The sequence below is a fragment of the Reinekea marina genome (assembly GCF_030409715.1).
GTDB classification, from domain to species: Bacteria; Pseudomonadota; Gammaproteobacteria; order Pseudomonadales; family Natronospirillaceae; genus Reinekea; species Reinekea marina.
On record NZ_JAUFQI010000001.1, the window covers coordinates 2243203 to 2264550 of the forward strand.

Annotated in this window: 19 protein-coding genes; 8 read left to right on the forward strand and 11 right to left on the reverse strand. The window is 41.1% G+C overall.

What is annotated here, in order from left to right:
- Positions 1-81: 81 nt before the first annotated feature.
- On the reverse strand, positions 82-4899 hold the full coding sequence (locus QWZ13_RS12090; RefSeq protein ID WP_290281993.1) for an NAD-glutamate dehydrogenase: 4818 nt from the start codon (positions 4897-4899) through the stop codon (positions 82-84).
- 167 nt (positions 4900-5066) lie between these two features.
- Here QWZ13_RS12090 and QWZ13_RS12095 point away from each other — a divergent pair, with 167 nt between their 5' ends.
- Positions 5067-5270: a DUF2970 domain-containing protein gene (locus QWZ13_RS12095; RefSeq protein WP_216001627.1), complete on the forward strand. Its 204-nt coding sequence runs from the start codon at positions 5067-5069 to the stop codon at positions 5268-5270.
- Between the two features lie 77 nt (positions 5271-5347).
- On the opposite strand, the gene QWZ13_RS12100 is transcribed toward QWZ13_RS12095, so the two are convergent.
- Positions 5348-5518, reverse strand: coding sequence for a hypothetical protein (locus QWZ13_RS12100; protein WP_290281994.1), 171 nt, complete (start codon positions 5516-5518; stop codon positions 5348-5350).
- A 140-nt stretch (positions 5519-5658) separates the two neighbouring features.
- Here QWZ13_RS12100 and QWZ13_RS12105 point away from each other — a divergent pair, with 140 nt between their 5' ends.
- Together QWZ13_RS12105 and QWZ13_RS12110 are read left to right on the forward strand one after the other, a co-directional pair.
- Complete coding sequence (locus tag QWZ13_RS12105; RefSeq protein WP_290281995.1) at positions 5659-7320, forward strand: nitrite/sulfite reductase; 1662 nt, start codon at positions 5659-5661, stop codon at positions 7318-7320.
- Positions 7304-7744 (forward strand): DUF934 domain-containing protein, encoded by a 441-nt coding sequence (locus QWZ13_RS12110; protein WP_290281996.1) that lies wholly within the window; start codon positions 7304-7306, stop codon positions 7742-7744. The genes QWZ13_RS12105 and QWZ13_RS12110 overlap by 17 nt, the downstream gene beginning before the upstream one ends.
- 34 nt (positions 7745-7778) lie before the next feature.
- Here the strand turns inward: QWZ13_RS12110 and QWZ13_RS12115 are convergent, their stop codons facing one another.
- Both QWZ13_RS12115 and QWZ13_RS12120 read right to left on the reverse strand, forming a co-directional pair.
- On the reverse strand, positions 7779-8183 hold the full coding sequence (locus QWZ13_RS12115) for a YbaN family protein (protein WP_290281997.1): 405 nt from the start codon (positions 8181-8183) through the stop codon (positions 7779-7781).
- Positions 8173-8958 (reverse strand): phytanoyl-CoA dioxygenase family protein, encoded by a 786-nt coding sequence (locus QWZ13_RS12120; RefSeq protein ID WP_290281998.1) that lies wholly within the window; start codon positions 8956-8958, stop codon positions 8173-8175. Before QWZ13_RS12120 ends, QWZ13_RS12115 begins: the two co-directional genes overlap by 11 nt.
- A gap of 95 nt (positions 8959-9053) precedes the next feature.
- Between QWZ13_RS12120 and QWZ13_RS12125 the strand changes: the two genes are divergently transcribed.
- Positions 9054-9506, forward strand: coding sequence for a hypothetical protein (locus tag QWZ13_RS12125; RefSeq protein ID WP_216001622.1), 453 nt, complete (start codon positions 9054-9056; stop codon positions 9504-9506).
- Positions 9507-9553: 47 nt separating this feature from the next.
- On the opposite strand, the gene QWZ13_RS12130 is transcribed toward QWZ13_RS12125, so the two are convergent.
- The 4 genes from QWZ13_RS12130 to QWZ13_RS12145 form a co-directional block, all read right to left on the reverse strand.
- Positions 9554-10273: a YebC/PmpR family DNA-binding transcriptional regulator gene (locus QWZ13_RS12130; RefSeq protein ID WP_290281999.1), complete on the reverse strand. Its 720-nt coding sequence runs from the start codon at positions 10271-10273 to the stop codon at positions 9554-9556.
- Between the two features lie 119 nt (positions 10274-10392).
- Positions 10393-11376, reverse strand: coding sequence for a response regulator (locus tag QWZ13_RS12135; protein WP_290282000.1), 984 nt, complete (start codon positions 11374-11376; stop codon positions 10393-10395).
- Positions 11377-11402: 26 nt separating this feature from the next.
- Positions 11403-14729: an MHYT domain-containing protein gene (locus QWZ13_RS12140; protein ID WP_290282001.1), complete on the reverse strand. Its 3327-nt coding sequence runs from the start codon at positions 14727-14729 to the stop codon at positions 11403-11405.
- A gap of 254 nt (positions 14730-14983) precedes the next feature.
- Positions 14984-15109 (reverse strand): hypothetical protein, encoded by a 126-nt coding sequence (locus QWZ13_RS12145; RefSeq protein WP_290282002.1) that lies wholly within the window; start codon positions 15107-15109, stop codon positions 14984-14986.
- Positions 15110-15178: 69 nt separating this feature from the next.
- Here QWZ13_RS12145 and QWZ13_RS12150 point away from each other — a divergent pair, with 69 nt between their 5' ends.
- Positions 15179-16393 (forward strand): phosphoribosyltransferase family protein, encoded by a 1215-nt coding sequence (locus QWZ13_RS12150; RefSeq protein ID WP_216001618.1) that lies wholly within the window; start codon positions 15179-15181, stop codon positions 16391-16393.
- 96 nt (positions 16394-16489) lie between these two features.
- On the opposite strand, the gene QWZ13_RS12155 is transcribed toward QWZ13_RS12150, so the two are convergent.
- From QWZ13_RS12155 to QWZ13_RS12165, 3 genes are all read right to left on the reverse strand, one after another.
- The gene (locus QWZ13_RS12155) at positions 16490-16738 is read right to left on the reverse strand and encodes a hypothetical protein (protein WP_290282003.1); all 249 of its coding nucleotides are present in this window, start codon (positions 16736-16738) and stop codon (positions 16490-16492) included.
- 110 nt (positions 16739-16848) lie between these two features.
- Positions 16849-16974: a hypothetical protein gene (locus tag QWZ13_RS12160; protein WP_290282004.1), complete on the reverse strand. Its 126-nt coding sequence runs from the start codon at positions 16972-16974 to the stop codon at positions 16849-16851.
- A gap of 581 nt (positions 16975-17555) precedes the next feature.
- Positions 17556-18302 carry a DeoR/GlpR family DNA-binding transcription regulator gene (locus tag QWZ13_RS12165; protein ID WP_290282005.1) on the reverse strand — a complete coding sequence of 249 codons (747 nt, stop codon included), beginning with the start codon at positions 18300-18302 and terminating at the stop codon, positions 17556-17558.
- A gap of 138 nt (positions 18303-18440) precedes the next feature.
- On the opposite strand from QWZ13_RS12165, the gene QWZ13_RS12170 reads away from it, so the two are divergent.
- The 3 genes from QWZ13_RS12170 to QWZ13_RS12180 all read left to right on the forward strand — a co-directional run bounded on the left by QWZ13_RS12170 (position 18441) and on the right by QWZ13_RS12180 (position 21339).
- Complete coding sequence (locus tag QWZ13_RS12170; protein WP_290282006.1) at positions 18441-19481, forward strand: C4-dicarboxylate TRAP transporter substrate-binding protein; 1041 nt, start codon at positions 18441-18443, stop codon at positions 19479-19481.
- Between the two features lie 79 nt (positions 19482-19560).
- The gene (locus QWZ13_RS12175; protein WP_290282007.1) at positions 19561-20040 is read left to right on the forward strand and encodes a TRAP transporter small permease; all 480 of its coding nucleotides are present in this window, start codon (positions 19561-19563) and stop codon (positions 20038-20040) included.
- Between the two features lie 9 nt (positions 20041-20049).
- Positions 20050-21339, forward strand: coding sequence for a TRAP transporter large permease (locus QWZ13_RS12180; protein WP_290282008.1), 1290 nt, complete (start codon positions 20050-20052; stop codon positions 21337-21339).
- Positions 21340-21348: the final 9 nt, after the last annotated feature.

Sequence of the window (21348 nt, forward strand, 5' to 3'; positions counted from 1 at the left end):
AAAAATCCCCATAAAAAAAGCCCGATCAGTTAACTGATCGGGCTTTGATTCTACTTAACATTTTCAACCTAAATGAACGGTTTATAGTTCTGGTAATGTTGCCTGTGATAAATCTAATAGCTCACGTATTGCGACGCTGTACATACTGAATTCAGGTTCGCCAACTGCACGAATTTCACTCATCATCTTCAACCAACGCTCAACCAATAGGTGATTATCAACTAACCATTTATCAACAGTCTCAACTAATTTACCTTCCTTACCCATTTGGAAGAATAAACCTTGGGTAATTCGTCGTTGCTGCCATTCAAGATCATCACGGAAGCTTTCGCGAGCCATCGCTTGCCAATGAGAGAATACTTTCAGCTCATTTACTTGCCGTGCGAACTGCTCTAACCCTAGTGCATCGCCTACCATGAAGTAGCCTTGCGCAACTTCAAGTGCATCACGTTCAATGCTTTGTGAAATGCCAACAACGCCTAACGCTGTATATAAGATATCGCTAGAGGCAATTTTCATCGCTAACTCATGCGAAACGCCTGCTTCTTCCATGCGCTTAGCATCGGCTACCCAAGCTTCATTTGCCTCTTTGGGCAACAGTGAATCCAATTTACCCGCTAGCTCTTGCAAAGGTGCTTTATACTGCTTTACCACCTGTTCCATATTGATGCCCATACGATAGTTTTTTATCAACCATCGACTAGCACGGCGAACCATTCTTAAGGTACGGCGCATCATATCACTTTGTAAATCACTGGGCACTTTATGGTCGAGCGCTTCAATATCGTCAAATAACTGGTGTAAACCAAAAATATCACGAGCCGCAATGTAGGCTTTAGCGGCTTCTACTGCCGAAGCGCCCGTGCTTTCTTGCAATCGATTATAATAGGTTATGCCCATATAGTTGATCATATCGTTAGCAACTTGGGTGGCTACAATCTCTTTTTTCAACCGATGCTGGTGAATTGCTGCACCAAACCTCTTGACCATTGCTGCAGGAAATTCTGTTTCCACAGCTCGAGCAACATAGTCATCTTCCGCTAAGTTTTGATTAGCGAGCTGCTCTTTTAAATCACCTTTTACATAAGAAATTAGAATCGCTAATTCTGGGCGCGTTAAACTTTGACCGTTCGCCTTGCGCTCACTAATGGTTTCGTCAGAAGGTAAAAATTCCAACTCACGATTTAGTTTTCCTTCGGATTCAAAACCGTTTATTAGGCGACGGTATTCTTCAATTCTAGAAAGCGATTCCGTAATGGCTACGCCTAAAGCTTGAGTTTGACGATAGTTGTTACGTAACACTAAATTAGAGACATCATCTGTTAAGCTCTGCAATGTTTCATTACGCTGCTTAACCGTCATATCTCCCGCTGCTACCATGTCATCTAACAAAATTTTCATATTGACTTCATGGTCCGAACAGTCAACTCCGCCAGCGTTATCAATAAAGTCTGTAAAGCATCGCCCGCCATTGAGGTTAAACTCGATTCGTCCTAACTGACTAAACCCTAAGTTACCGCCCTCACCTAATACGCGAGCTTGTAATTCGCAACCATTGACTCGAACAGGGTCATTGGCTTTATCGCCTACATCGGCATGTGTTTCATCAGTAGATTTAACATAAGTACCAATACCACCGTTCCAAATTAGATCGACCGGTGCCTTTAACATCGCGGTGATCAATTCATTCGGCGAGAGTTTGGAAGCAGAGATACCAAAGACGGCCTTCATTTCTTTGCTTATAGCAATAGATTTCGAGCTGCGACTAAAGATGCCGCCACCTTTCGAGATAAGATCTTTGTTGTAGTCTTCCCAAGTAGATCGAGGCAGCTCAAATAAACGTTCACGCTCTTTGAAGCTTTCTTCAGTATTTGGATTTGGGTCAACAAAGATATGCATGTGGTTAAACGCGCCAACCATTTTCAACATTTTAGAACGCAATAAGCCGTTACCAAAAACATCACCCGCCATGTCGCCAATGCCAACCACAGAGATTGATTCCGTTTGTACATCAATGCCAAGCTCTCGGAAGTGGCGCTGCACACTGACCCAAGCACCTCGAGCTGTGATACCCATGCCTTTATGGTCGTAACCATATGATCCGCCAGATGCAAAAGCATCACCTAACCAAAAGCCATATTCATCAGCAACTTCATTGGCGATATCAGAGAAAGTGGCGGTACCTTTGTCGGCGGCAACAACCATGTAAGGGTCATCATTGTCGTAACGCACTACCTGTTTAGGGGGCACAACATCGGCTTCAACTAAGTTATCGGTGAGATCCAATAAACCTCGTATAAACGTTTTATAACAGGCGATTCCTTCTGCAAAAAAGGCTTCACGATCACTCGCGGGTGGCAATTGCTTAGCAACAAAGCCACCTTTTGCCCCAACAGGGACAATGACGGCATTCTTAACCTGTTGCGCTTTTACTAAGCCCAATACTTCGGTGCGGAAATCTTCGTTACGATCAGACCATCGTAAGCCGCCTCGCGCTACGTTTCCGCCTCTTAAGTGAACGCCTTCAAGTCTTGGCGAGTAAACAAATATTTCATACTTTGGCCGAGGTAACGGAATATCACTAATTTCAGATGGATCTAACTTGAAGCTAATGTATTCTTTTCGTAACCCTTGGTCATCTTCTTGATAAAAGTTAGTTCGCAATGTAGCCATTATAAGCTCAACATAACGACGTAGAATTTTATCTTCGTTAATATTGTTTACGTCTTCTAACAAGGCATTAATTTTATCTACCCAAGATTCACAGTTGTTCTTGCCGCCCTGTTTTTCAGGGTTAAATCGAGCTGAAAAGAGTTCGGTGATATGATCGGTAAGTTGAGTATGCTGAATTAACGTTTCAGCGATGTATTCTTGGCTCAAGCTGAACTGGGTTTGTTTCATGTACTTGGCGTAGCCACGTAACATAGCCACTTCTCGCCAAGTCAACTTAGCACGCAGCACCAAGCGGTTATAAAGGTCATTCTCTGAGCGACCATTCCATATATTCAAAAATGCTTTTGAAAATAAATCACGGTATTCGGCCGGATCTAACTCTGGGTCGGCTTCGTACACTAAGTTGAAATCGTATATCCAAGTGCATCCATTTTTAGGGTGCATGATTTCATACGGAAACTCATCGACTACCTTTAGTCCTAAGTTTTCTAATACAGGGATCAAATCAGATAGCTGAAGCTCATCGCCTTTATTAAATATTTTCAGTTTTAAAGCCGACCCAGTTGGTTCGATAGATCGGAAAAAACTTAGCGCTAGCTTGTCGGTTTTATGTTTTTGTAAACTTTCAATACGTTGAATATCGGCAACGGCAACGCGTGCACTGTATTCTTCAACATAACTGGATGGAAAAGCGTGCTCATATTGTTGATATAAACGAATACCCTTTTCTTCACCGAATGATTCCACCATGGCTTGCTGCAGTTCATCTGTCCAGCGTCGCGCAAGCTGCACGATCTTATTTTCTAGGCGCTGAATGTCCGGCATTTCTTCAATGGGCTTGGCCAGTTTAAATACAATACGTGTGCGCGCTAGTACAGATTCACTGAAATAGGAGGTGAAATCTGACCCTTCAACTTCAAAATGAGACGCCAGTAAATCGTGTACTTTAATACGCAATTGAGTATTAAAAATGTCTCTAGGCATATAAACCATAGCATTCAAGAATTTTCCGTAAGCATCTTTACGCAAAAATAAACGAATTTGCTTACGTTCTTGAATTGATAGAATTTCATTCGTTACATTGTGCAGTTCGTCAACGCTGCCTTGAATTAGCTCATCACGTGGTAAGGTGTATAAAATAGCCGCAAATTCTTTATAGGCATGCGAACCAGGCGCGTAACCACTGCCTTTTATGATTTCCGCAATCTTGGTTCTTACAACGGGAATATCTTTAGCTGTTTCGCTGTAAACAGACGAAGTATAAAGGCCTAAAAAGCGGTATCCGCCAATTACATTGCCTTTTTTATCGAATTTTTTAACTAATACATAATCACTGTAGGCCGGACGGTGTACTGAAGATCGGCGTCCTGATTTTGAGAAAATCATCAACTCTTGCTTAAAGACATGCTCTTTACGGTACTCGGTCATATCTGAAATGACTTCTTCGCGACGTTTAGAGGTCTTTTTAAACAAGCCGAGTGCTGTTCCTTCAACCTGCTTTACAACATCGCCAAAAATTTCATATTCGTCATATGCCAAAAAGCTAAAGTGATTATCGGCCATCCACTGCATAAATACAGAAGCCTCTTCCATTTCATCTTTGCTGAATGGATAGTTTTCTTTTTTGAAGGCTTCTTTTACTACTTTAGTTTTTTCTAACATGGCCGGAAAATCATCTACCACGTAGTGAACATCGAGTAATACTTCGTTTAACGAATCTTCAACTTGTTTACGCTGCTCAGGGACCGTAGTTCGATCCATTTCCAAGCACAACAATAATTCGTTACTGCCTTTATCAGAAAACTTAACAAATTTCCCTTTATTATCTCGCTCAACAAAAAAACTACCGTAAAAAATGGCGTGAATATTAATGTCTAGGCTATTGAGGGCTAATCGTGCGGAATCGATAACAAATGGCACTTCATCACTTAACACCGTTACAATAGAATGCGAACTCTGCCATTCATGCTCTTCAACACTTGGGTTAATGACTTCAACATTGGCTTGTTTTGGCGATTTTTTTTGAAGTGCCCGCCAAAGTGTTACCACCATGCCAGCTAAATCGGTCATTTCGTAGCTGGTTAAATCACGCATAGATGCGTGTTTAAACAATTGCTCAATTAATGTGTTTAAATCACTGTGATGTTGCTTAGGAAACTCGGTGGTTAACCGCTGATATAAAGATTCCAATAATTCAGAGCGATTGGAGGCAACCAAATTTGTCATATAGACCTCTATTGTATTTTTTGCGAAATTAGGCAGATGGTTATTAGGCTAGACCAATATCCAGTATTCTCTAGTATTTAACCAGCGTTGGCATGGTACATTAGGGCAAAACCCCGAAAACTGTCGCAGTTCAGCCTGTTTTGTCGCTTTTTTGAAAGGTGTAAGAAATGAAAGATGAGCAAAAAATTATCAAGCCCAGCTTTTGGCAAGTTTGTAAAAGTGTATTAAGTGCCGCCGTGGGTGTACAAAGCGAAAAAAATCGAGAGAAAGATTTCCAAGCCGCATCGGTTTGGCCATTTTTAATTGGAGGGATTATATTTACAGCCGCCTTTGTAATCGGCTTGATTGTGTTAGTAAAAACAGTAACTTAACGAATGAAGTAGTTTAGCAAAGCCTAAAGGTAGAATGCCTACCCTTAGGCTGCTAAAAATAAGATATGAGGTTCACCTTAGGCGGTGGCTACCCAAAATACCGCAGTCGCAACAACGGTTAAAACAACAATTACGGCAGCAATTGCATCGGCTTGTGCATCGGTAAATCGAGACTTTCCAGAAGCCATACTCTCTCCTAATTTTTTTATTATTAAGTATTTTAGCTTAGAACAAGCTAATAGCTCCATTTAATCGGCTTTTTAGCCTTAGTGCAACCCACCATATATAACACTATGGAATAAAATCATGAAAATATAATCATTCATAGAATAAGGATGATTATGTATAGTCTTGCACTCATTAAAAGCACTTTATCGAAGGATATCTCATGTACGTGTATGATTCGTATGATCAGCAACTTGTTGATCAGCGTGTCGAGCAGTTTCGGGACCAAACTAACCGATTCCTTGCGGGACAGCTAAAACCAGAAGAATTCCTGCCTTTGCGGTTACAAAATGGCCTATATATTCAGCGACATGCACCAATGCTTCGAATTGCCGTGCCTTATGGGCTTATGAATTCAACGCAGTTACGAAAGGTAGCCCATATCACCCGTGAGTACGATAAAGGTTATGCCCATTTTACCACGCGACAGAACATTCAATTAAACTGGCCTGCTTTAGAAGACGTGCCCGATATTTTAGCTGAACTCGCTGAAGTTCAGATGCACGCTATTCAAACGTCTGGCAACTGCATACGCAATACGACCACTGATCAGTTTGCGGGCGTCATCGCAGATGAAATAGACGACGCTAGACCCTGGTGCGAACTGATTCGCCAGTGGTCAACACTGCACCCCGAATTCGCTTTTTTACCTAGAAAATTTAAAATTGCAGTTAATGCCAGTAAAAATACCGACAGAGCGGCCATTCGATTTCATGATATTGGACTGCAACTGGTTAAAAACGAAGCGGGCGAGCTTGGCTTCCAAGTATTTGTTGGCGGTGGCTTGGGGCGTACACCTCTTGTTGGCCAAGAAATAAAGTCCTTTTTGCCCAAACACGACCTCATTACCTACCTCGATGCTATTTTAAGGGTCTATAACTTAAAAGGTCGGCGAGACAACAAATACAAAGCACGAATTAAAATATTAGTAAAAGCCATGGGCATAGACGCCTTTAAAGCTGCCGTAGAAGATGTGTGGCAAGGTATTCGAAACGGAGCAGACCAGTTAACCGATGCTGAAATACAGCGTGTCAGCAGTTTCTTCATCGATCCAGCATATGACGTTATAGAAGACGCAACAGAGTTATTAGCGCAACAACGTTTCGAACACAAAGATTTTGACAATTGGTTAAATCACAATGTTGAGAGCCACAAAATACCAGGTTATGCCGCTGTAACTGTCTCGGTTAAGCACCCTTCTTCGGCTCCTGGCGATGTAACCTCTGATCAGCTCGACGCATTGGCCACTTTAGCCGATGATTATTCGTTTGGGGAAATGAGAGTTAGCCATCAGCAAAACGCTATTTTAGCTGATGTAAAACAAGAGCAGTTGTTTGATCTTTGGCAGCAATTGAAATCTCTCGAATTCGCTGAACCAACGGTTGACACTTTACTGGATGTCATCTGCTGCCCTGGTGGAGACTACTGCGCACTGGCAAATGCAAAATCACTTCCTATTGCTGAGGCGATAAAGCAACAGTTTGATGATTTAGACTATATCTATGACTTAGGCGATATCGATTTAAATATTTCTGGTTGCATGAATGCCTGCGGGCACCATCATATTGGACACATAGGCATATTAGGCGTCGATAAAAAGGGCGCAGAATTCTACCAAGTGTCTTTGGGTGGCAACAGCGGTCAACATGCAAAAGTAGGAAAAATATTAGGCCCTTCGTTTAAGGCAGATGAAGTTCCTGCCGTTATCAAAAAAATATTAGATGTTTTTGTTGAGCAACGACAGCCTGAAGAGCCGTTTTTTGATTTTGTTCATCGCGTAGAGCTGAAAACCTTTAAGGAGCGTGTTTATGCCGCATCTCATTAAGTTAGAAGGCGCTATAGAATCGGAGCCTAACACATTTGTGCCGTTTTCTGATTGGTTGGCCTTAGACAATAATAGTCTCGCAGATGTATCGGCTGTCATAGTAGAAGAAAACGATTCAATTATTGAGACTGACATTAGCGTTGAATCATTAAAAGTTATTGCGTTTAATTTTGCTAAGTTCGCCGATGGCCGAGCGTTTTCCCAAGCTAGAACGCTAAGAGAAACACTTAATTTCAAAGGTGATATTCGAGCAATGGGCGATTTCATTCCAGATCAAGTGGCGTTTTTAACTCGATGTGGATTTACATCTTTTGAATGCAAAAATGAATTAGAGCTTGAAATAGCCAGCCGAATAAAGTCTTTAATAACGACCCAATACCAATCGGATGTTATTGAGAAACAGCCCTTATTTAGGCGTCGTTAACCCCACCGACGCTTATGTTTTATGCCGCCAAGCCTTATAGCTTGGCGGCTTTTTTTTGCCTAATCGACAAAGGTATCGTCGAAAGTCTAGAAACACAAAACGTACAAACTATCCAAAAAATGCTTAACATCACTTTAAGCCCGATCGGATCAACTATATAAATAGACAACCCAAAGGTTAATGCGATTATAATTAACGAACGTCTTTTCACCGCTGGTTCAATGTATCTTTCTTGGTTCCAATTTTGAATTAACTGACCAAATACCTTATTGGCCAGCAACCAAGCGTGAAACCTAGGAGAGCTTTTAGCGAAACAGGTGGCAGCTAATAGAATGAACGGTGTAGTGGGCAGAATCGGCAATACGATGCCGGCAATGCCTAAAAACATACACAGCCAACCCAGCGTGAAAATCACCCATTTCACAGCATTAACCTTCACCTAATTGTATTTCTGGAAGATTAGATGACCGAGTATTAGCAATGGGGGCATTGGTTGCATCATGGTAGGTAAAGACCATAGAAAGCTTTACTGTCTCAGTCGCATTTCGAGTGGCCTTGTGTAATAAACGGCTGTCAAAAAACAACACATCACCCGGCTCTAGCGTTAATTGGATTTTGTTATCAAGCCAAGTTCTATTCTTTTCTAACCCTTCGATAAAGAACTTGTCTTCGTCAAATTGATCGTGATCAAACTGAGCGCTATGGCTTTTTGGGATAACTTGTAGCGCCCCGTTATTCGCTGTTTCAGAACCTAAAGCAATCCATGCACTGATTAGATTGGGCTGCTTAAAATGCCAATACCTTATATCTTGATGCCAATGCGTGTCACTGCTGTAACTCGGGGCTTTAGTCATCAAACAGTTATGATGGTTTTGATTCAAGAAGGCAGGTGTTTTGCTACCAAATAAATGCTGTAAAACACCAGCAATTGGGCCTTTGGTGGCCATGTTTTTAACCGATTCACTGCGTGAACACAAAGAAAGCACGCGTCGAATGGTTCTTCCTCCCTCACTTTCAGCCGTCTTTGGGGCACCTGGATACCCAACAGCGGCTTCTAGCTCTAGCGGTTCAACTGGTTTTTTTAGTAAAGCATTGGCTTCATTAATCGCAAGGCTGAGGCTCTCTGAGGACAAGAGTTGTCTTTTAATAAGATAACCATTTTCTAAAAAAAACTGCCGTTCTAGCGCAGTCACCGTTACATCACTTTTCAACAAATTCGCCCTTTTTTTAAAAAGTTCTTTGACATCAGAACTATTGCTGTATATAAATACAGGTACTGGACAAACAAACAGTACTTGGAGAGACTATTATGACAACTCAACTAGCACAAAGCCATTACCATGGCGCTTTAACACAAAAAATAGCCCCAAAACGCACAGTACGATTTTTTGACTATTGCTCTCCTATTGTTAGCCAATGCCATTTCTTAATAGATGCTATTCGGCAAGTCAAAAACGCTAGGCTTTGGGTGACCCTCATAGATCCACCCTTTCTGCCCAAAAAAGGCTATTTGACTATGTTAGGGCTCGGCCACTTTAGTATCAGAGTTGTAAGACTTAAAGGAATGTCGACTGTTGAAAAGCAGCACTGCTTAGAGCAATGCGTCCTCAATGGTAAAAGCAGTTTAGTGGCGATTTGGTCTACTTCTAAAACAGAAATACCCGCAATTCTTAATGATGACGGTTTAGAAACACCCTTATGTCAAACTCTTGTATTTGAGAACCAAACAAGCCGACATGAGCAATTAGAAATGGAATTTTAAGGAAATGGCCTCTTTTTATTCAAAGAGACCATGACATAGCAGAAGTTTTAGTCTATTTCGGCGTTGTGATATACGTTTTGTACATCGTCTAGAAAATTCAACAATTCAAGAAATTTTTCAAATTGTTCAACATCTTCGCCTTCTATTTTGGTCAGCATCTGCGGTACAAATTGAACCTCTTCTACATCGAATTCTATGCCTTCATAAGCATCTTTTAATGCTTGTCGTACTTTTGCATATTCAGTATGGGGTGCAAATACCGTTACTTTTCCGTCTTCTAGCTCAATGTCTGAAACATCGACATCGGCTTCCATCAACACTTCAAGTATCGCTTCTTCATCTTCTCCATTAAATGAGAAAATAGCGCTGTGATCAAACATATGGCTCACTGAGCCTTGGCCACCGAGTTTAGTTTTTACTTTATTGAAGCAGGTTCTAACGTCACCAAAAGTACGATTTGGGTTGTCAGTTAAGCAATCAACAATCACCATCGTATTCCCAGGACCAAAACCTTCATAGCGAGCAACGGCGAAATCTTCACCACCACCGCCCGCGGCCTTATCGATAGCCTTTTCAATAACATGCGCAGGTACTTGCTCTTTTTTTGCTCGATCGACCAAAGAAGCTAGAGCCAAGTTGCCCGTTATTTCTGTGCCACCCGTTTTAGCACACATATAGATTTCACGGCTGTATCGGCTGTATATCTTCGCCTTCATATCAGACGTTTTTGCCATGGATTCTTTACGGTTTTGGTAGGCTCTGCCCATGAAAATACACCATTTATTGAGTTGTTTTATCAATTTTATAAAATTTAACCGCTGCGCACTAGCGGTTTCTGCTATGGCTCACAAGACACTTCTATAGAGACTGTAAACCCACTCACTCACTAATCTTTCCAGCGCTCTTTAATAACCAGCACTTCGTCTAAATTTTGAACAAACACATCAACTAAAACAGGATCAAAATGTAACCCCTTTTGGCTTTCTATAAAGCTAATGGCTTGTTCTACTGGCCACGCATCTTTATAGGGTCTTACACTAGTGAGTGCATCAAATACATCGGCGATAGCCACAATTCTTCCTTCGATGGGAATATCTTCACCCTTTAATTTGTTTGGGTAGCCAGAGCCATCGTATTTTTCGTGATGAGTCATCGACACTACTTTTGCAAGCTCTATTAAATCTGAATCAGAGTCTCCAAGAATTTCCGCCCCTATCTGAGGGTGATTCTTCATGGTTTCAAATTCTTCTTCAGTGAGCTTTCCTGGTTTCAACATGATTGCATCGGCTATACCAATTTTCCCAATATCGTGCATGGGAGCGGCATGAAAAAGATTATCGGCTGCTTGCTCAGAAAAACCCGCGTTTAGAGCAATAACCTTTGAATAGTGACTCATGCGCATAACATGCATTCCCGTTTCATTGTCTTTATATTCAGATGCCCTTCCCAGACGCTGAATAACTTGCAAGCGCGTATCTCTTAAAACTTGGGCATCGACTAATGAAAGGTGCGTTTTAACGCGTGCTTTCACTACCGCTGGCGAAATAGGCTTAGATATATAGTCAGCCGCCCCTATATTTAAGCCTTCAGCTTCATCATCAGGATCACTTAAAGCCGTAATAAAAATAATTGGGATATGTTTAAATTTAGGGTTAGCTTTGAGTGTTTTACAAACATCATAGCCGGTTACATCGGGCATCATGACATCTAATAAAATCAAGTCTGGGCTATCTTTTTCAACAAGCCGAATAGCTTCTTGACCACTTTTGGCAAAGATCAACTTATAGGTATCACCGAGCACTTTATTAAGCACTCGTAAATTCGTAGGCTCGTCATCAACAGCTAAAATCCTTTGTTTATTATTTGTCACCGTGTTTTCCTATTCTATCAAACTGATTAAACACCAACCGCCTCTCGCAATTCATTAATTTTTTCAGAAGCAAGCTCAAATTCAAAATTATTGCACGACTCTATAATTTCGTTAATCAGCACAGGACTATAACTTTGCAGCTTCTCCAGCTGATTCAGTAAATCATCATTTATTTCGTTATTATCGGTTAGCTCTTTTAACTCAGCTGCAATGTGCACCAATGACTCAAGTGAGTGGTCGTTACTGCCAGTGTTTGTGCTTTCTGACAGCTCACCTTCTTGCATCGACTTTCGAGACTGCATACAAGCTTTCAACGCCTCTAACTCGATGAATATTGTATCTATTGCTTCAAGTGTGGCTGGCATATCAGTAGCTGAGCTACTTGCCTCTAAGCTATCGAAAGCTGCCGCAAGTTTTACAATAGCAACGTTACTTGCACCACCTTTAAACTTGTGTCCTATAGCAGCAAGCGAGCTAAAATTCTGTTCAGTTGCCAATTGCTTAAATGAAGCCAACTCCGGTGTTAAATTATCAACAAATCGCTTCACTTCATTATATAGATTCGTTTTAGAGCCCCATAAAGAGACGCCTTTTTCAACATCGACGATTTTACTAGCGGTGCTAGGATCTGTTTCGGTTAAAGGCGAATCTGGCTCTATGTGCTCTAACATTTCACCATTTAATACCCTTGCAATTTCACGATTCAACTGTTGCATATCAACCGGTTTATTTGCAAAACCATTCATACCTGCACGCTCAGCCGACAAACGATCTTCGGCCAAAACACTGGCCGTTAAAGCGATCAATGGCGTTGAGTCCAGGTTGTTATCTTGCTCATACTTACGCCTAATCTTCGAAGCTGTTAATCCATCCATAATTGGCATTTGAATGTCTATTAACGCAACATCGACTGAGCTCTTTTCTAGCACCTCAAGTGCTTCTTGGCCATTGCGTGCGCACTGAATAAAATGGCCATCTTTTTGCAACAATCTAGTGAGTAGGTCTAGATTTTGTTCAATGTCATCTACAATTAAAATTGACAGCTCAGGCAATTCGGTATTGGCTTTTGAACTAGCTTGTAAAGTAACTTGCTGCGCTGGTTTTAATGGAATGGTAAAAGAAAATGTTGATCCAACGCCAGCCTCACTCTTTGCCGAAATCTTCCCCCCCATAAGCTCTACCAGTTGCTTACTAATGGTGGTTCCTAAGCCAGTACCACCAAACCGTCTATTCATTGATTCATCGGCCTGCGAAAACGGCTCAAAAATATTTTCAAGTTGATCACTGGTCATGCCTATTCCCGTATCGGAAATGCTAAAGGTTGTGCATCCTTTTTCACTTTGGCTGACATCAATAGAAATGGAGCCTTGCTGGGTAAACTTAATGGAGTTTCCAATAAGGTTAGTAAGAACTTGACGAATTCGATCCGGTGCACCGTTAAACTGATCTTTTAGTTTCTTAGGCAAGTTTAAATTAATTTCTAACCCTTTTTGTTGCGCTTGCAGCCAAAACGTTGAAACCACTGTATCTATTTCTTCAACTAAGGAGAAATCTCGGTATTCAAGCTCAAACTTACCTTTATCGAGCTTAGCGCTGTCTAATATATCATTTAAAATGTGTAAAAGTGATTTGGCAGATTGGTTAATAGTTTTCAACTGCCTTCGTTGTTCATCGGTAACTTGGTCAAGCAACAACAATTCGCTAAACCCAATGACCGAGTTCATAGGAGTACGGATCTCATGGCTCATATTGGCTAGAAAGTTTGCACGAGATTCGGCCGCTTTTTCAGCCGTCTCTTTGGCTTGAACCAGCTCAGATTCCATTTCTTTCCGATCACTAATATCCATCAAAAAGCCGTCTAAACAAGCCGACTCAATACCCTCCACCTGAGTAGCTTGGCCGTAGCCAAGCAACCACTTAATTTTGCCTTTGCGATCAATAATTCGATACTCAATTTGATAGCCGTTCGGGTTTAGCAAATCGGTTCTTTCAAAAACACCAACATCTTCAGGGTGTAAAAAGTCGTTAATGCTCCGAGTTGGGTTAGGTAACATAAAGTCTTCTTTCGGGTACCCTAAAATATTTTCAACCTGATCATTTACAAACAAAATAGGCCAAGTTGGATCGTAAATGGCGCGAAATGTGATGCCCGGTATATTGCTCAAAATTGCCTGAATTTGTGACTCGTTGCGTTTAATTTCAGCCTTCATGCGATGGTATTCCCGTAAATCAGAAATAAACAACACGCTGAGGTTAGCATCACTTAGATCAACCTTACCGAGTCTAAAACGAATTGGAATACGCTCGCCGAACACGTCACTGACTTCGGTATCCTCATCAATGGTATACCCAAGTGATGAGTTGTTTACCTTGCCCAATAAGCTTTTTTCAATATTTAACGCATCAAGCGGCCTACCTATTAGCTCATTTTCCTGCCACCCTAAAATGGTTGTCACTGCCTTATTCACACTAATAATGATACTGAATTGATCAATCGTAATGATGCCATCTATCGCTGTATCCATTGTTGCAATGAGGCGTTTTTCGTTGCGTAGGGCTGCATCTGACTTATCGCGATACCTAAAAATAAGATTGGCACCCAACACTAAAATAATCATCAAAATAGTAATCGCGGTTATAATCGAGGCTAAAACTAGAGATATTTCTCCTGATTGAATTGAAGGGTCCATCCCTGGTGGCAATACGAATCTTGCTGCGGCCATGCCCGTATAATGCATACTAGATATAGCAGCGCCCATCACAAGGCTTGATATAAGTATTTTGAAGTTTGGAGTCAGCGATACACTTCCATGACTATCTAGCCCGTAGCGTACCCAAAGCGATAAAATAGCTAACGCAACAGCGACCAAAATAGAAATGAGAAATACAGCCAAGTTGTAGCGAAGAAAAGCAGCCATTTCCATTGCGGCCATACCAATATAGTGCATAGCTCCAATGCCAGCCCCAACTAAAACCCCACAAACGATTAACTGCTGGGTTGTGATGTTTTTATGAGTAAGTTGATTCAATGCAATCCAAGAAGCGACAATGGCCGGTATAATAGACAAGGCGGTAATGTCCAATCGATAGGTCACCACTGTACAAATTTGCAACGCCAACATGCCTATGAAGTGCATAGACCAAACACCGCCTGCTAGCGCAACACTGCCGACGATTAAAAATACATGCTTACGCACCCCTACCGTTGTAGAAGCTTGCCCTGCAACCTGAAACCCCATATACGAAGCAAAAACAGCAATAGATACCGACAGTAACACCAGCCAAGAGCTATATTCGGTTACGCTGAAAAGACTTTGTTCGGAATACTGAAATAACTCTAAAAACCACTGCATAGCTAATTACCAATAAAAGCGTAGATAAAACTCAAATCTCAATTCCATCGAATTGTAACTAGCGAACTTGTAGCGGTGTTTGACCATTAATGACCTATCACCCTAACGGCTGCTGAATTTGAATCACATAGGAAGTACTCTAGCGCAGTCTACATAACTGTACTGAGCACGCTAATTATAATGAAAAATAAACTGGCTGCAGCCCATATAGGTTGAAATCTCCGTCACAACTGCTTTTCCCCTCGTTAAGGTGTTCACTTTGCAATCAACCCAGCGCCCGCATTATGCCTATTTACGAATGAAGTTTGTTTTACAAACCATAATTTGAATATTTTTAGCCTCGCATCTACATTTATTTTCGTATCTGTATAAAAACACACTAACCTTTTACTGGTTCAACCAGTAGAATATCGTCAATTTTCCGGCCACCACTTAAATAGGATAAACTCATGGGTTTTTCGACCGAACGGTCCAATAATGTCGTCGTAGTAAGCAACTCTTCTGATAATCCCTTCGCTATCGACGTAGCTTATGCAATGGGTCAACATGAAGACATCGCCGACCTCATCAGCATGAAGCATTTTATGAACTCTGAGTTTTGCCCGCGATTTATTTCCGATGAAAATGATTTAGAAAACATAGGCAACAACCTAAAAGATAAAACTGTTGTCATTGTCAGCACCAGCAGCCATGTAAAAAGCCGACAAGAGTTAGCAATGTCAAACTTTTTCATTGCTCGTACAGCAAAGGAAAACGGGGCGGAAAAAGTTTTTTTAGTTGAGCCAGATTTATTTTTCAGTGCTCAAGATCGTGGTCCGAGCGCTGATTTAGGCGAAACACTTTTCGAACGAGATATTCACGATATTAAAAAGTTTGATGGCCAAGCTTTTACCTCTAAGTTGTATGCACAACTTTTAAAAGTATCTGGAGTAGATGCAGTTTTAACCATTCACAATCACTCTTACTCTGTGCAAAAGATATTTTCAGACGTATTTGAAGGTGATTTCCATAACCTTATCCCCTATGAAATTTATTCACACTACCTGTTAAATTCTAATATATTGAATTACGGTCCTAATGGTGAAGGTTTAGTGTTATGTGCCCCGGATAAAGGCGCCAGGGACTTCGTGAAAACCATGTTTGATACCATTGGTTTAAGCAAAGCCAAATTTATTATGCTCGATAAAGTCAGAACAAATGAGCGTAAAGTAGAAATCACTCTCCACAAAGAAAGCGAGCACACCTTTGAAGGGTTAGATGGCTGCAGTATCGTTTTATTTGATGACATGGTTAGAACTGGTTCAACAGTCGTTAAGTCGTGCCAATTCTTAAAACAAATTAGCCCAGAACGAATGGTATTTGCTGTTTCACATTTTTACGCAAGTGATGAAGGCCGCGAACGTATGGCCCACCCTGCCATTGGAGAAATACTTACACTGAATACCCTACCCACTATATTAAACCGAGACGAACAAGGCCGCCTGCGTAAAAAAATGGTGGTCTTAAAAGTTGAAAAATGGATTGCGCAAGAGCTAAATAAAATCTTAGGATTAGCACAAACTGAAGACATGAACCCATATAAAATTGACATGTCTTCTAAAAATCCTCGCTTTAAACGAAAGATCTGGTTCAGTGATCAACTGGAAGACCTAAACGAAGGTTAAACTATACTTTAAAGTTTGAAAGTTAATTTAAAAGGCGCTATAAGCGCCTTTTTTTACTCTAATGTGAAGCCAAGTAAGATTAACCTTTTTACTCAGTTACCAAGTTACAGTAGAAGAAACATTGTTGTAAACAATGGTCATTTCTGTACAGCTCACAAAAGTAATGGTTAAAACGTTGGCACTTGTACTATCAGTTACCACAATTGTTCCTGAAGAAAAACCACCCTCTGAACAGCTGATCAGATCTGTTCCTTCAATTGTGATGTAACCATAATCTTCATGATACACCTTAGCTTCAACATCATACCCAGAAGAAGCGCTGCCACTCACACTGAAATTCGACACGCGATAACTTGTACCACTGTATGAAAATTCATCGCTGTATGAGCAATTAAATTCTGCATCACATTCATAGATTGCGGTAATTTTGTAGCTTTCTGAACCATAGCTTACTGTTATGTCGTACTCGTAACGCAGTGATCCATCTTCATTGTTCGTATAGGTTGCAAACCCATCAATAGCTGCCGTTTCACCTCCATAACTGTAACGGCAATTATTATATGTAATGGAAAAGGTACCATATCCAGTAGTATTATTTTCATCATAGGTATAGCCAGCAGAGCCGCCAGCTTCACAAACTGAGCTACTTAAATCGACATAGCCCCTACCTTTAGCTTCACCGAAAAAATCATTCAAAGCTAGTATGTGATGTTCAAGTACGGGCTCTACGGAACGTGCTCTAGGCACCAGCGCCCTACCCGGTGCAGCACTCGCTTCTATCGCTTGTTTAGCTCCCACTGAAGAAGCTATTGCAATATCGTCTTTGTTTTCTTCATTGACCGTAGCGGCAGATTCTTTGCCTGAATAACCAGTATCAGCGCCTTCACCATCGCCTGAACCAGCACATGCGACTAACGCAGTAATTGCAATAGCCGCGAATAACCAATTTTTTAATTCCATGTATCACCCCACTCCCATTTTGATTGCAAAATTGCACGGCTAGATTAGCTAAATCAAACAGCCCGAACCATTCAATCTGTTTATCTTGTGATCAGGTAGCCATTGAAAATGAGGGGGTTATCACAATGTGATAATAAGCATGCTATTGGTGTATATCTATTCTGTGTAGTGAAATCTCTTATTGCCATTGAACTTTGTACCGTTAGCGATTGGTAGTTACCTGTTGAACGGGAAGATCACATGGAACATCGGCGTTATTGGTAAATATGCGTGAAAAGCTATTTAGACTCGCTACTTTTACTGAACCGTTCAACTGCCATTTGCTCTCGTCGGCAAACAACCAGCTTTCTCGCGCATTGGCTAAGATTGCCTTAGATATTTCAGCTTCTTGAGGTTCATGCTCCATTGCAGTTTGACTAGAACTGACGGAGCCACATCCGATAATACCGATATCGGCTTCAAACTCACTGAAAAAACGTAATGTACTTTGCCCGACTAAATCTTGGTAATTACTGCGGATCAAACCTCCAGAAAGGTAAACCTCGATGCCATCGCTTGCCTCTAATGTTCGTGCCACTTGTAAGTTATTTGTGACCACCCTCAATGATTTAAACAGGACCAGCTGCCTAGCCACATAATCCATTGACGTACCGATACCTAGCATTACCGTAGCACCTTCTGGTATTTGCTGAACGATAGCCTGTGCAATCGATTGTTTTACAGTACAGGCCACATCGATACGATTTTCAAAGCTGGTATTGCTTAAACTTGGTGGCAAACTAACACCGCCATGAACTCGCCTTGCAATACCTTGCTCACATAATAGGTTAACGTCTCTTCTAATGGTTTGGGTAGTTACTTCAAATATATTCGCCAACACATCTATTTGAACTTCTCCGTGCTCGGCTAAATATTGCTTAATCTGTTGCATTCTTGGGCTTAACGACATGCACTAACCTTTCAATTTGACTTTATCTCTATGTTCATTTGAAAATAAAAGTGTTCATATGAATACACTTTTTCATAAGTATATGGTAAAAATCACCCAGCACGAATAAGAGCTGCGTTTCATCACAGGTTCATATTTATGCACTATAACAATAATTTCACTACTTTTAAGAAGGTTAACTCAATGAAAAAGCTGCTAATTGGGTCGGTTTTAACAGCCGCTACCCTATTCGGCGTGGCTACAACGGCCGCTGCTGATAAAATTAACATTAATATGAGCCTAGTTTTCACTGAAAACGAGGTGCTTACTCAGCAATTAATCCAAGTAACGGATAAAATTCGTGCCCGAACCGATGGTGATGTGAACATTCAGGTTTTCCCTGGTGGGCAGCTACCTGTATACAAAGATAACCTAGAGCAAGTTGTAAACGGTGCCGACTGGATAGCTGTAGAAGACTTAAGCTATTTGGGCGATTTTGTTCCAGATTTTGCTGCATTAGCGGGACCAAGCCTATATCGTTCTTATGATGAATACCTTGCCATGATGAAAACTGACATGGTTGCCGACTTATCAGCTCAAGCTGAGAAAAAAGGCATCAAAGTTTTAACCGCCGATTACGTGTTTGGTTTTCGTCATATGATCACGAACAAAGTAATCCGCACACCTGAAGATATGAAAGGAATGCGAATTCGAGTTCCTGGGAGCCAACTGTTTATCAGTACACTGAAAGCCATGGGCGCTGCTCCAGCACCGATCCCATTCCCAGAAACCTATTCTGGCGTTCAACAGGGTGTTGTTGATGGATTCGAAGGTTCTATTTTAACGATGTATGGCACTAAGATGTATGAAGTGACTAAGAACATGTCTTTCACAAAACACTTCTTAGGTTCTGTTGGTTTATACATTTCTCCTAAAGTTTGGGATAAATTAACCGCTGAACAACAAAAAATTGTGATGGAAGAGCTTGAAGCCGGCGCTATTTCAAACACCAACGCTGTAGTTAAGCTGGATGCTGAATTTAAGCAAAAGCTTGAAGATCTAGGTGTTACTTTTAACGAAGTAGACAGCGCTGCTTTTAGTAAGCTTACGGCTGAAGTTTATAACCAGTTCCCGCAGTGGAGCAAAGGTATTCACGGAACAATCAATGCCGAGTTAGAAAAAATACGCGCAGCACAATAAGCGCACTAACTGACGGCCCTAATGCGCTATAGGCGCAATAGGGCCGATTTTTTTTGATTAATTAAGCTTCGGGGAACCTATGTGGTTTTTGAAGAATTTTGAAGAAGTACTAGCATCGTTAGCCATTTCAGTGACGGTTCTAATCGTGATATTAAATGTAGTTCTGCGATATTGCTTTGGCTTTGTCATTCCATGGACAGAAGAACTCTCTGTAATTTGCTTTATTTGGGCCACCTACTTTGGTATTAGCTCTTGTTACAAACATAAACTTCACATGGGTGTTGATGTTGTACTAACGCTATTACCTGAACGAGCAAAGCCAGTTTTCAGACTGTGTGTTTTCAGTTTGTTGTTGGTGCTCAACACCGTATTAGCGTATTTAAGTTACGATTACACCATGCTCTCTAAAAAAGTGACGCCCGTTATGGGCATGTCTTATTTCACTATTAACGGCGTGTTAGTGGTGTGCTTTAGTTTAATGGCGTTTCATACACTTCGCTTTATGAAAGAAGAGTTCAAATTAATTAAACACCCTACTTCAACGACACCAATTTCTTAGGACGCTCACGTGGAAATATTTTTACCGATCATCCTGTTATTTATACTGTTTTTAATCAATATTCCCATTGCGTTTTCATTGATCGCATCGGCGTTAGTGTATTTTTTATTCATTAATACATCGTTGCCGGTCAGCTTAGTCATGCAAAGGTTTATTTCATCCGCCTCTTCTTTTCCACTGCTCGCCATACCCTTTTTTATCATGGTGGGTTCTATTATGAACTACGCAGGAATCAGCCGAAGCTTATTGGCCTTTGCAGATTCTATTATTGGGCATAAAACAGGTGGTTTAGCTCATGTAAACGTATTACTCAGCTCACTTATGGGAGGCATTTCAGGCTCTGCTAATGCTGATGCGGCTATGCAATCTAAAATTCTGGCACCTGAAATGACAAAGCGTGGATATGGTTTGAGCTTCACTGCTGCAGTTACTGCAGCATCTTCTGCAATCAGCCCAGTCATACCGCCTGGTATTAACCTCATAATTTTTGCACTGCTGGCCAATGTATCGGTGCATTCAATGTTTATTGCCGGCTATGTACCTGCTTTCCTAATGGCTATTGCGTTGATGTTTGCTATTTCAATAATTTCACATAAACGTGGGTACAAACCATCTCGTTCAGAACCGGCGTCGGCAAAAGAACGCTGGGGTTATTTTTTGAAAGCAATTCCTGCCCTATTAATTCCGTTTGGAATAATTTTAGGCATGCGTTTTGGACTATTTACACCCACAGAGGCAGGTGCTATCGCTGTGCTTTTGTGCGCAATAATCGGTGTGTTTGTCTATAAAGAGCTTAAGCTCAATCATGTTGCTTTAATTTTAAAAGAAACCATTCAAGGTACAAGCGCGGTAATGTTTATCATAATTGGTGCAATGGTTTTTGGCTATTACATGACATTAGAGCGCATCCCACATGAAGTGGCATCGGCTTTAATTCAATTAACCGACAATAAACTCGTGCTTTTACTGCTTATTAATGCACTCTTACTCGTGGTAGGCATGTTTATTGAAGGCGGTGCGGCCATGATTATTTTAACGCCACTATTACTCCCTGCCGTTCTCAATTTAGGGATTAACCCAGTGCATTTTGGTGTCATTGTAATAGTTAATATAATGATTGGCGGTGTAACACCGCCCTTTGGTTCGATGATGTTCACAGTTTGTTCTATACTAAAAGTACGTATGGTCGATTTCGTGCGTGAAGTAGCGCCACTTTTAGTTGCCCTTATTGCAGTATTATTGCTACTCACCTTCTCTGAAGGCTTAGTCATGTTTTTACCAAACTTATTGAAAGGATAGCCAACTACG